Consider the following 12,152-nt stretch of genomic DNA (forward strand, 5'->3'; position numbering starts at 1 on the left):
ATGATGGAAGAGGAGATCATCACACAGCTCGGATTGATCCTCACCCAGCTCCGCTTCACGCGGCGGGCGGTGGAGGACATCGAGCGCAGCACGGCCCGCTATGGCGGCTTCACGTTCGCCACCGCGCTCGCCGCCGGTCCGCGCTTCGGCGAGCCGCCGATGATTTCCGGCGCCCTCAAGGTCTACGTGGTGAACATCAACGACCTGGCGCCGGGCGCAGGCATCGGCGGCTTCCTGGAGGGGCTGCTCGGCGGCATCGGCCGCTTCTTCGGGAGCTTCTTCGGGGGCCTCGTCGGCGGCACCATCAGCGGTGTCTCGCTGCCGTTCATGATTGGCCAGCTCAACCGGCTGGCGGAGCGCATCGAGCGCATCCTGACGCTCGTGGGTGTCGGCACGCGCCCCGCGCCGACGGCGACGCCAGAGCCGGCCCGCGCGGAACCCGCCAGTGGGGGCCTCAACCTGACGGCCACGCTGGCGCAGGTGGAGCGGGTGGTGAACACCTTCACCGCCCTCTTCCAGGCGGCCTCCACCGGACCCGAGGCCGCGGCGCGCACCTCGTCCTTCCCGTCCACGCCGGGCGGCGAGCGCTGGCTGGCGATGCTCACCACCGCCTCCGCCATCCTCACCGGCATCTCCCACGTGGTGGACGGCCTGGTGCTCCTGGTCCCCATCCTCATCGGCGCGCTGGCCTTCGTCATCACCCGCCTGGACGACGTGAAGCTGGCCTTCATGGACATGCTCCAGTTCGTCCTGCGCAACGTGCTGCTCCTGCGCGGCGTGGTGCTCACCACCCTCTTCGACACCGTGGCCGCGGCGGCGCGCCTGGCGGCCAACGTGCTGGGAATCCTCGCCACCGCCGTGGAGCGCATCCTCGGCTCGCTCTTCACCATGGTGGGCACCCTCCTCGACGTGGCGGTGGCGGCCATCCGCTTCATCGCCAACGGGCTGCAGCGGACCATCGACGCGCTGCTGCGCTGGCTGGTGGAGACCGCCTTCGTGGTGCTCACCCGGCTGGGTGACACGCTGGTGTTCCGCTTCATCGTCCACGTGGTGCAGTTGCTGCCGGGCATCATCCCGCCGCTGTGGGAGCTGAAGTTCGGGAAGACCTTCACCGGCACCATCACCGCGCCGCCCATCGGTCCGCCCACGTACCCCGGCGCCCTGGCGCCGCTGCCGGCGTTCCCGGACCTGGGCGCCATCATCACTCCTTCCGCCACGGCCTTCGGCACCAGCGTGACGACGGCCGCCGGCTCCATCACCCGCGAGATGCGCGGCATCTTCGGCGCCGGAGGAAGCGCGCTGGCCGGCCTCAGCGGCTCCCTGGAGCGTGCCGCCGCCGGCGAGGCGCGGGCGTCCGAGCGCCTGGGAGAGCACTACCGCACCGTGCGGGACCGCTCGCGCGACTTCGCCGCCGCGCTCACGCCCGCCGTGGAGGCCGCGCGGCGCGAGCCCGCCACCGGCTTCGAGGCCATTGCCCAGGCCTATGAGTCCTGGCTGGGCACCGGCGGACTGGACACGCTGCTGGGCACCATCACCGAGCACTTCCGCCGCGGGCCGACGACGGGAGCGGCCGCCGCCACGTCCCTCCCCGGCACGGTGGCCGCCGGCGCCGTGGGAGAGCGGCCGCGGGCCACCATCGAAATCGAGGCCATCACCATCGAGATTGCCCCGCCTCCCACGGGCGCGGCCGCGACGACGACGGGGAGCGTCTCCTCCGCCACCGCCGAGCCGCAGGAGCTCACCGTCTCGATGTTCACCGAGATGTTCCACGAGCTGGAGGAGCGGGGCTGGAATCCCGCACTCGGCCCCCTCGTCACGCAGGTCACCTAGGAGGTCACCATGCCCGAGCGTTCCACCGGCTACCTCGCCAGCCTCATCAACGTCCCGCCCCTCATCTTCCGGTTCCAATACAACCCGGAGATGTTGCAGGAGAAGAAGACGTACAAGTACCAGGAGGCCAACGCCTTCGGTCAGTGGGGCACGGACCAGTTCGCCGCCGCGCCGGGGCTCTTCTCCAGCGTCGGCAACTTCTTCACCGCCGCCGGTGCCCTCTACAAGGACGTGAAGGAGATTGGCGCGCTCCTGGTCAACACCAAGCCCCTGGAGCCGGTGGAGGGCGAGCAGCGGACCTTCGCGCTGGACTTCAAGCTCAACGCGACGGAGCCGGGCCCGCTGGACGGCAAGCAGCACTACGCCGACCTCTCCCACCCGGAGCGCGGGAGCCTCGAGCCCGACCTGGCGCTGCTCCGCTCGTTCATGAACCCGGCCTACGACATCATCGAGGTCGTCAAGGCGCTGGGAGGCAATCCCTCCTGCTGGAAGCGCCCCCCGGAGTGCTCGCTCATCTACGGCGGGCTGTCCGTCACCTGCGTGATGACGGACCTGAACATCAAGATGGTGGAGTTCTTCGACGACGGGAAGCCGAGCCGCGCCGACGTCAGCGTCTCGCTGAAGGAGCAGACGTTCGCCCCGTCTCCCATCATCGAGTACCTCAAGCGCAACTTCGACGTGGGCCGCAGCTACGCGCGGCAGGGCATCGGCACGGACTTCGCCGCCGTGACGCCCATCGTCAACCTCTTCGTCTAGCCCCGCGGAGGACCGCCCATGCCCGTCACCAGCCGCTCCCGCTACTTCAACCACCCCGTGAGCCGGGTACGTGACGCCTCCGGAGAGGAGCACGAGGCCATCTCCATCCGCCCGGCGCCCGCGCCGCCCGGCCCGTCCGGCGCCACGCAGCACATGGTGGCCGGGCTGGAGAGCATCGAGTACCTCGCGTGGCGCTACTTCGGCTCCAGCGACAACTGGTGGCGCATCGCGGACGCCAACCCGCTGCGCTTCCCACTCGACTTCCCCCCGGGCACGAAGGTGTCCATCCCCGCCGCCGCGGACGTGGGCCGCACCCAGCGCACGAGGAAGGTGTGACGTGGCGGACCCCACTCCCTTCATCAGCGTGCGCTGGCAGGGCGGAGAGATTGGCGGAATGGTGCAGTCCGTCAACGTCGAGGACCACGACCGCCTCATCGACCGGGCCCGCATCGTCGTGGATGACCCGCGCGAGGTCGCCGGCCACATCGTCGACGTGGGCCAGACGGTGCGGGTGGACCTCGGCTGGTCCGACGACCACGCCATCATCTTCGAGGGCGAGGTGACGCGCGCCGTTCCCGAGACGACGGGCGGCCGCCGCCGCGTCACCATCACCGCGCTGGACTTCAGCGTGCGGCTGCGGCGGCACGAGCGCCCGAAGGATGACCCGCCCTACCGCGGCAAGCTGAGTGAAATCGTCCAGCGCATCGCCAGCGCGCGGGACTACGGCTTCGCGGTCAGCGCGGACAACATCAAGCCCGACCCCGACCCCGAGTTCACCGAGGACAACGAGCTGACACGCCGCTCCGGGCTCAACGACTGGGACTTCCTCCAGCAGCTCGCGGCGGAGCACGACTGCCGCGCCTTCGTCGAGTTCAACGAGGGGACGTCCAAGTTCTACTTCGTGCCCACGCGCAAGCTGCTCGACGGCGAGCCGATGGGGATGCTCCACCAGTGCCCCGGGTACACGCAGCTGCTGGACTTCCGCTACCAGCGCATCGCCTCCGGCGCGGCGCCCGCGTACTCCACCTCGTGCGTGGACCCGTCGTCCGGCCAGACGGTGAGCGCCAGCGCGCCCACGCCCGCGCCCACCGCGCCGCCGCCCGCCAGCGCGGACGTGCGCAGCCGCCTGTCGGAGGTCAGCGACTCGGACGCGCTGGCCTACGACGCGGGCGTCGAGGCGGCGGGGCGCGCCACCAGCAATCCCTCGGACCAGGTTCCGCAGCTCTTCCTCCCCGGGCTGCCGTCGGACCCCGCGCTGGCGGAGCGGCTGTTGCGAAGAGACCCGACGCGCGTGCTGGGCCTCGTGGGCGAGGGCACCGCGCGCGGCACCGTGCGCTTCCGCGCCAAGGGGCGCCTCACCCTGGAGGGCATCGCCACGTGGGCGGAGGGCGACTGGTACGTCGCCCGCGTCAACCACCTGTTCACCCGTACGACGGGCGCCGGTGAGGCGTTCGCCGGTACCTACCGAACCCGCTTCGTCGCCACGCGCTGACCATGCTCCTGAACGAAGACCTCAGACGCCACGCGGGCAAGTTCTACGGCAAGTACGCCGCGGAGGTGGCCAACAACGAAGACCCCCTGAACATGGGCCGCATCCAGGTGCTCGTGCCCTCCGTGTTCCAGGACAACACGCCCGTCCGGGCACGGCCCTGCTTCACCTCCGGGCACTTCTTCGTGCCGCCGGTGGGCGCGAAGGTCTGGGTGGAGTTCGAGGCCGGCGACACCCGCTACCCGCTCTGGGTGGGCACCTTCTACCCGGCCGACGCCGCGCCGCAGCCGGCCGTCCAGACTCCGCCGGACACGCGCGTCATCCACACGCCGTCGGGCCACACCATCGAGCTCTGGGACCAGGCGGGCGAGGAGAAGATCGTCATCAAGCACAAGGACGCCTCCTTCGTCGCGCTCGACAAGGACGGCGGCGTGCTGGTGTCCAACAAGAACGGCTCGCACCTGTTCCTGGACGCGAAGGACGGCAAGGCCACCTTCATGGAGGAGCACGGCAACCTGCTCACCTTCGGCAACGACGGCGCGGTGCTGGTGGGCAAGGACGGCGCCATGGTGGAGCTGAAGGGGGACACGGCCCGGTTGATGGCCGCGAAAATCATCCTGCAGGCCACGTCGGTGGCGCTGGGCCAGGGCGCCGCCGAGCCCACCATCCTGGGCAAGACGTTCGCCAGCATGTGGTCCACCTTCATCACCCACACGCATGCGACCGCCGTGGGCCCGAGCGGGCCGCCGGTGCCACCCGCCCTTCCGCTGGAGGCGATGATGGCCCTCACCAGCGCGGTGGTGGTGAAGTGAATGAGCCTCTGCAACTTCCCCGCGATGCCGTCGCTGGCGGTGCCGCTGCCCGCGCTGCCGGGGCCGCCCTCGCTGCCGGCCATCCCCGCGCTGCCCACCCTGCCCTCGCCTCCAGCGCTCCCTGCGCCGCCGCCGCTGCCGGCGCTCTCCGTGCCGCTGCCCGCGCTGCCCGGGCCGCCCGCGCTGCCGGCCATCCCCGCCCTGCCCTCCCTTCCCAAGCCCCCACCGCTGCCGGCGCTCCCGCCACTGCCCGCGCTCTCCGTGCCGCTGCCCGCGCTGCCCGGGCCGCCCGCGCTGCCCTCGCCTCCGGCACTGCCCTCGCTGCCGGCCCTTCCGCCGTGCCCACTCGACTGAGGAGCGCGCCTCCCATGGCACTCAACAAGCAGACGCTCGCCACGAAGCTCAAGGACACCTTCAAGCAGGCGAAGGACAACGCGTGGACCAGCGACCAGGTGGCGGACGCCCTGGCCACCGCCTTCGACGAGTACGTGCGGGCCGCCGAGGTCGTCTCGGTGCACTGCACGGTGAGGAACAACTCCAACGTCGTCATCGGCACCGCCACGCAGGACAACCGCGGCAGCCTTCAGTGAGGAGCTCCCATGCTGGATGACATCCGTGGCTTCGGCTTTCCCTTTCGAATCGACCCGCAGACGGGCGGTGTCGCCTGGGCCAGTGGGGACCAGAAGATTCGCCAGAACGTGATGCTCGTCATCGGCACGCGGCGCGGCGAGCGTCCCATGCTGCGCGAGTTCGGCAGCCAACTGCACTCGCTGGCCCACAACCCGAACGACCAGGTGATGGCGGACGTGCTCCGCACGCAGGCCAGGCACGCGCTGATGCAGTGGGAGCCGCGCGTCGTCATCACCGACGCGGTGGTGGCGCAGACGGAGGACTCGCTGCACCTGCGCCTCAACTACTTCCACACCAACGAGCCGGTCACCGGCGCGCAGATCACCTTCCCGCTCGGGTGAGCCATGGCGTCCGCGCCCCTGCCCATCGACTACACCAACAAGGACTACGCCTCGCTCCGGCAGGCGCTGCTGGAGCTGGCGCGGTACCGGCTCCCGGAGTGGAGCGACCGCTCACCGGCGGACCTGGGCGTCCTGCTGGTGGACATGTTCTCGTACATGGGCGACGTGGTCCTCTACTACCAGGACCGCATCGCCGCGGAGAGCTTCCTCCACACCGCGTCCGAGCGCCGGAGCGTGATGCACCTGCTCAGGCTGCTCGCCTACGAGCTGGCCCCGCCCGCGCCCGCCTCCGCGGACCTGCGCCTCATCTTCCGGCCGCCCTCAGGGTCCCCGGTGGTGACCATTCCCAACGGCGCGCAGTTCTCCGCGCGCGGCACCGCCGGCGAAATCCTCTTCGAGTACCTCGGGCCCACGTTCACCGTGGATTTGAATTCCGACCAGGTGCAGGTCATCACCGGCAACCGGCGCGTCTATGACGGGCTGCCCGTCACCCAGAGCGCGTCGGGCGCGGTGGAGATCATCGGCTCGTCCACGGGGGAGCCCAACCAGGCCTTCACGCTGGCGCGCTCGCCCCTCATCCTCGACTCGCTGGTGGTGGAGGTGAACGAGGGCGGCGCCGGCTGGGTGAAGTGGGACCGGCGGGAGAGCCTGCTCTATCACGACTCCGGTGACGGCCGGCCCAGCCTCTCCACGCCGGAGTCGCGCCACTACTACATCCAGTTCGACGAGGAGGACCGCGCGAGCGTCCGCTTCGGAGACGGCGTCTACGGGCGGCGCCCGCCCATGGGCGTGAACAACCTGCGCGCGACGTACCGGGTGGGCGGCGGCGCGGCGGGGAACGTCCCCGCCGGGGCCATCAATCGCGTGCGGACGGCGAGCCTGTCTTCGCTCGTGGAGTCCGTCACCAACCTGCTGCCGGCCGCGGGCGGCACCGACCACGAGTCCCTGGCGAACGCGGTGCGCTTCGGCCCGCTGGCTTTCCGCTCCGGCCAGCGCGCCGTCACGCTGGACGACTACGTGGCCCAGGCGCACCGCGCGGGCGGCGTGGCCAAGGTGCGCGCGCGCAGCCGCGGGTGGAACGTGGTGGAGCTGTACGTGGCACCGGAGGGCGACACCGTGCGCCCCGTACCCGAGGACCTGCGGCGGCGGCTCATCGCGTACTTCGAGGCCCGGCGGATGGCGGGGACCTTCGTCGACGTGCTGGACGCCACCTTCGTGCCCGTGGACCTGAGCGCGGACGTCGTCTTCGACCGCCACTTCCACGCCGACGCCGTCCGCCAGGCGGTGGAGGCGGCGGTGAAGGACGTGCTCGCGTTCGCCAACGTGGACTTCGGGCAGACGGTCTTCCTGAGCGACATCTACGCGCGCATCGAGGCCGTGCCCGGCGTCCAGGCCGTCACCATCACCCGCTTCCTCCGGCACCTGACGCAGGCGGAGGACCTGGACCAGAAGCTGCGCCAGGCCTCGCTGCCCCCGCTGGACCAGTTGCCGGAGTTCGTCCGCCGGGGCCTGCTGGTGGACGTGGCGCCCGAGGGGCGCATCGACGTGGGTGAGTTCGAGATTGCCGGGCTGGGCGAGCTGAAGGTCCGCATGCAGGAGGCGACCCGGTGAGGATTGTCGGGTTCCAGGCGAGCGGAGACCTCGTGGGCCGGCGCATCCGCGTGGCCTGGGAGTTCTGGCCCGAGGAGGGCGAGACGCTGGCCAACGTGCCCCGCGTCGTCCTCCGCCGGAAGCTGCGCGACTTCGAGTACGTCGCCACGACGCCGGACCCGTACGTCGTCTATGACAGCAACGACTTCCCGCCCGCGGACCCGCTCGCGCTCGTCACCGAGCTGCCCGGCTGGGAGGAGCGCGAGGACGGCACGCGGCGGGTGGTGAGCGTGCTGTCCGTGGCCCGCCCCTTCAACGGCCGCAACACGGAAGTCGCACGCCGCACCCTCACGCAGGTGCTGGACGAGGACGGTCGCACGCTCTCGCAGCGCGTGGAGCTCCTGGACCTGGGCGGCCAGCCCGACGCCCTCTCACCGGGAGAGACGTACTACTACCAGCTCTTCAGCCCGGCGCTCACGGCGGACACTCCACCGGAGCCCTACCGCTCCACCGCGACGCCCGCCGAGAACCACGGCATGGGCCGCACGCTCTACGAGATGCTGCCGGAAATCTACCGGCGGCACGACGTGGTGACGCGCCCCAGTACGCCCGGCGACGACACCGTCCCGGAGATGGCGGGCCGCTCCGGGCAGCTGCGCCGCATGGTGGACCTGTTCGGGACGGCGCTCAGCTCCATCCGCTCCAGCGCGGAGGCGCTGCGGCGGCTGCACGACGTGGACGCGGTGGATGCGCGCTTCCTCCCGCTCCTCGCGAAATGGATTGGTTGGGACCTGGACCAGAGCGCGAGCGCCGCGCGGCACCGGAACGAAATCCGCACGGCCGCGAGGCTCTACCCCACCATCGGCACCATCCCCGGCCTCCGGGCGCTGGTGACGCAGTACACAGGCTGGTCCAGCCAGGTGGTGGAGCTGGCGCAGCACGTCTTCCGCTCCCACCAGGCGCCCCGGTACAACCTCTTCGCCTCGGCGGAGCGCGGCACGCAGTGGTTCGGCGCAGACGACTCCGCGCCGCTGCTCGGCTTCGGACCCGGCAACGACGACGCCTCGGGCGGCGGCAGCGCGCCCGCGCAGTTGCTGGGGACGGGCACCGAGCCCTTCGCCTTGTTCCCCGGCGCCACCCTCACCGTCGCGGTGGACGGAGGGCTGCCGTCCACGGTGCGCCTCGCGCCGGGTGACTTCGCGACGATGGGGGCCGCCACCGCGGCCGAGGTCGCCGCCGCGCTCTCCGCCGCACACGACCAACTGGTGGCCACCGCGGTGGGCGGCCGGGTGCGGCTCGCGACCAAGAGCGTGGGCCCGGCCTCGTCCCTGCGCGTGCTGCGGGAGTCCGGCTCGCTGCTGTCGCTGGAGGCCTCGCCCGCCGGCCGCCTCAGCGCCTTCAACCAGGGCGCCGCGCGAAGCTGGCTCTTCTTCGAGGCCCGGGACGCCGCCGCGCCGCCCGAGCGTCCTCCGCTGGAGACCGCGGCGAGCCCGCCTGGAACGCGCCAGGACGTGCCGCGCGAGGTCGTGGGGCGCATCCTCTACAAGGCGCGGGTGGATGACGTGTGGCGCCCCGCGCGCGTCGCGCTCGGCGCCACCACGACGTCACGTGGCGCTCCCGCCGCCGCGGCCCTGCCGGACGGCCGCGTCTTCCTCTCGTGGCTCGACGCTCCGGAGGCAGGCGAGGCCCGCCACCGCTTCGCGCTGGGGAAGGTGCGCGCGGGGACGCCGGCCCGCCTCCAGGGCACGCGCCGCGCGCCCTTCGCCCTGACGCCCGGGACGCGGCTGGTGGTGGGCTCCACGGGTCCAGGCGGGGCCGAGGTCTTCACCGTCAACGCCTCGGACTACGCCAACCCCGCGCGCGCCACGGCGGCCGAGGTGTCTGTCGCCCTCTCCTCGCAGCTCTTCCACGTCAGGCCGGTGGTCGAAGCGGATGGCTCGCTCCGGCTGGAGACGCTGCTCACCGGCGACGCCACGCGCCTCTGGGTGGACCTGTCCCAGTCCACGGCGGCGCGCGCGCTGGGCTTCGGGCCGGAGGCGGCGGGCCCGGCGCGCGGCGCCTTCGATGACACGCTCGACTGGAGCCGCGAGGGCTGGCTGCCCCAGGTTCTCCCCGGCCGCCACGCGGGCCTCTCGGCGGCGTGGGATGCCACCGTGGGCGGCCTGCGCCTGGCGTGGGCCAGTCACCAGGGCCCGCCCTGGAAGGTGTGGCTCGCGCTGTGGACGGGGAAGCATGCCATTGCCACCGCGGCGGGCGTCGCCGTGCGCGCGGAGAACGGCACCGTCACCCTGCTCACGAGCGCGCAGGGGCTGCCCTCCAACGACATCCGGGCCGTGTCGCTCGACGCGGACGGCACCTGGGCCTTCGCCACGGCGGCCGGCCTGGCGCTCTACCGGACGAACAACACCGTGGGCGTCGTCAACACGGGCTCGGGCCTTCCGTCCAATGACGTGCGCGATGCCTGCTTCGAGCCGGGCGGCGGGGTGTGGCTGGCCACCGCGGGGGGCGCGGTGCTCCGGCCGGCCACGAGCGGCCTCGTCGTCCTCACCACCGCGCAGGGCCTGCCCTCCAACGACGTGCGTCGCGTGGCCCTCCAGCCGGACGGGACGGTGTGGCTGGCCACCGGCGGCGGCCTCGCGCGGCGGAGCCCGGACGGTGCCCTCACCACGTGGACGGCGGCCTCCCGAGGGCTGCCGTCGTCGGACGTCCTCGCGGTGGCGCTCGACGAGACGGGGACGCCATGGGTGGCCACCGCCGCCGGACTGAGCGTGCTGCGCGCGGGCGTCTTCGCGCGCGTCACCGGGCTTCCGGGCGGGGCGGCCCTCCGGGCCATCGCGTTCGACACCCGAGGCGCGGTGCTGGTGGCCACCTCCGCCGGACTGGCCATCCGCCGCGGCGAGGAACCCTGGGACGTCGTGGGCACGGCGAACGGCCTGCCCTCCAATGACATCCGCTCCGTCTGGGCCTCGCCCACGGGAGAGGTCTGGGTGGCCACGCCGGCGGGCGCGGCGTACCTCGGAGCGGACGGGTTCTGGCGGAAGGTGGGGACCGCCGAGGGGCTTCCCTCGCTGGACGTGCGCCACTTCTCCGGCGTCTGGTCCACGCCCCGCGCCGCCGCCTCCGCCGGGGGCGCCAACGTCGAGCCGTCGTTGGTGTCCGGTCTGCTCGCGGGGGCGTGGCTGATCTGGAGCCGGCGCGAGGACCTGGGGCCGAGTGAGACCTGGACGGTGCGGCAGCGGCGCTTCGATGCAACGACGCTGACGTGGACGGACGAGGCGGCCGTCACCACGGCGCCCGTCGGGGGCCGCGCCGCCGACCGCGAGCCGTCCGCCGTACCGGGGGCCGCGAGCGGGCTGCGCGTCTTCTTCCGCTCCGACCGCTCGGGCGGCGAGGGGCTCCACTGGCTCACGCTGTCCTCGACGGGCGTGCCCGGCGCGCTCAACGCGCTGCCCGCGGACGCGGCGAGGGACAGGGCGCCCGCGCCGCTCGTCCTTTCCGGCAACACGCCGTGGCTCGCCTTCCGGAGCGACCGGAACGTCGCGCTGTCGCAAGCCGAGGCCCCGGCGCCGGCCTTCTCCACGGCCCGCTCCGCGCGCGTCCCGGACCCGGGCGCGCTGCGCCGCCACTCCGGCTCCACCTCCGTCGCGTTGGACGACCTGGTGCGCAACCGCGCCCGCCGCGAGCTGGGAGACCAGCTCTCATACACGCCGCAGAAGCCGCGGGGCACGCCCGAGGAGACGCTGACCGACGAGGACCTCTACACGCGCGGCACGCTGGGCCTGTACCTGAGCCGCGGAAAGGTCGGCAACGAAATCACCGCCGACGAGGTGTCGCGGCTGCGCGCGCTGCTGGAGCGCTTCCTGCCCATCAACGCGCGGGCGGTGGTCATCGTCAGGCCGGAGCCGGTCATCGAGCTCGTCTACCCGCCCGGCGCGGACATCGTGGAGAGCTACGCCGACAACCACCCCTTCATCGAAACGTACCCCGGCCCCATCACCGACGCGGCGGCGGCGGCGCTGCCCGGCTGGGACGTCCTGCACTCCAACGACGTCGGAGACGTGTCGGCGGACCCCGCCGACCCCACCACGCTCCGGCGCCGGACCTACTACCCACCACCGGAATGACCTGACCGAGGAGCTCGCGCGAATGAGTCTCGAGGACCGCCCCACGCTGGGGCTGAAGGGGATGTTCAGGGACGTGCTCCGCGACGCGCACGGCGACGTGGTCTGGGACCACGGCTGGCGCAACAACTCCATCGTCGCGGACTGCCGCCGGGTGCTGGCCGGCTTCCTGGCGGGAACGCCCACCACCACCGCGGGCATCCTGGGGCTCGCGGTGGGAGCGGGGCTCGCCGCGTGGGATGTCACCGGGCCGCCTCCGGCCACCCCGGCGCAGACGGCGCTGGTGGACCCGAATGCCTTCCTCGTCCCCAACCCGGGGCCCGCGTTCCAGATCAACTTCCTGGACGGGGCCACCGTCTCCACCACGCCCACCAACCGGCTGCAGATCAAGGTGACGCTGGGGCCCAACCTCCCCCCGTGGCCGGACGCGAACCACACCACCTCCGCCCTCCGCGAGTTCGGCCTGGTGGCGCGGCTCAACGGGGTGAACGTGCTCCTCAACTACGTCACCCACCTGGTCATCAACAAGGACCCCACCAGCACGCTGGAACGGACCATCTGGCTGGTCTTCTGAACCGAGGCT

Annotated in this window: 11 protein-coding genes; all 11 read left to right on the forward strand. The window is 72.3% G+C overall.

The genetic code is table 11. From position 1 onward, the window contains the following. From ACVTJA_RS31430 to ACVTJA_RS31480, 11 genes are read left to right on the forward strand one after another with little or no spacing between them, the layout of a single operon-like run. On the forward strand, window positions 1-1,830 hold the full coding sequence (locus ACVTJA_RS31430) for a hypothetical protein (protein WP_465825205.1): 1,830 nt from the start codon (window positions 1-3) through the stop codon (window positions 1,828-1,830). Window positions 1,831-1,839: 9 nt separating this feature from the next. Beyond that, the gene (locus ACVTJA_RS31435) at window positions 1,840-2,586 is read left to right on the forward strand and encodes a hypothetical protein (protein WP_465825206.1); all 747 of its coding nucleotides are present in this window, start codon (window positions 1,840-1,842) and stop codon (window positions 2,584-2,586) included. A gap of 18 nt (window positions 2,587-2,604) precedes the next feature. Beyond that, window positions 2,605-2,922, forward strand: a complete 318-nt coding sequence (locus ACVTJA_RS31440; RefSeq protein ID WP_465825207.1) for a hypothetical protein — start codon at window positions 2,605-2,607, stop codon at window positions 2,920-2,922. A 1-nt stretch (window position 2,923) separates the two neighbouring features. Next, window positions 2,924-4,078, forward strand: a complete 1,155-nt coding sequence (locus tag ACVTJA_RS31445) for a hypothetical protein (protein WP_465825208.1) — start codon at window positions 2,924-2,926, stop codon at window positions 4,076-4,078. A 2-nt stretch (window positions 4,079-4,080) separates the two neighbouring features. Next, a complete protein-coding gene (locus tag ACVTJA_RS31450; RefSeq protein WP_465825209.1) occupies window positions 4,081-4,887 on the forward strand; it encodes a phage baseplate assembly protein V in 807 nt (268 codons plus the stop codon). Continuing rightward, entirely contained in the window at window positions 4,888-5,241 is a 354-nt protein-coding gene (locus tag ACVTJA_RS31455; protein ID WP_465825210.1) for a hypothetical protein, read from the forward strand. Window positions 5,242-5,255: 14 nt separating this feature from the next. Beyond that, the gene (locus ACVTJA_RS31460; protein WP_465825211.1) at window positions 5,256-5,477 is read left to right on the forward strand and encodes a hypothetical protein; all 222 of its coding nucleotides are present in this window, start codon (window positions 5,256-5,258) and stop codon (window positions 5,475-5,477) included. Window positions 5,478-5,486: 9 nt separating this feature from the next. Then, a complete protein-coding gene (locus ACVTJA_RS31465) occupies window positions 5,487-5,858 on the forward strand; it encodes a GPW/gp25 family protein (protein ID WP_465825212.1) in 372 nt (123 codons plus the stop codon). A 3-nt stretch (window positions 5,859-5,861) separates the two neighbouring features. Next, window positions 5,862-7,469 carry a putative baseplate assembly protein gene (locus ACVTJA_RS31470; RefSeq protein WP_465825213.1) on the forward strand — a complete coding sequence of 536 codons (1,608 nt, stop codon included), beginning with the start codon at window positions 5,862-5,864 and terminating at the stop codon, window positions 7,467-7,469. Continuing rightward, entirely contained in the window at window positions 7,466-11,572 is a 4,107-nt protein-coding gene (locus ACVTJA_RS31475) for a phage tail protein (RefSeq protein WP_465825214.1), read from the forward strand. The genes ACVTJA_RS31470 and ACVTJA_RS31475 overlap by 4 nt, the downstream gene beginning before the upstream one ends. A gap of 22 nt (window positions 11,573-11,594) precedes the next feature. Beyond that, entirely contained in the window at window positions 11,595-12,143 is a 549-nt protein-coding gene (locus tag ACVTJA_RS31480; protein ID WP_465825215.1) for a hypothetical protein, read from the forward strand. The last annotated feature ends 9 nt before the right edge of the window (window positions 12,144-12,152 follow it).

This window comes from Pyxidicoccus sp. M6, assembly GCF_055568925.1.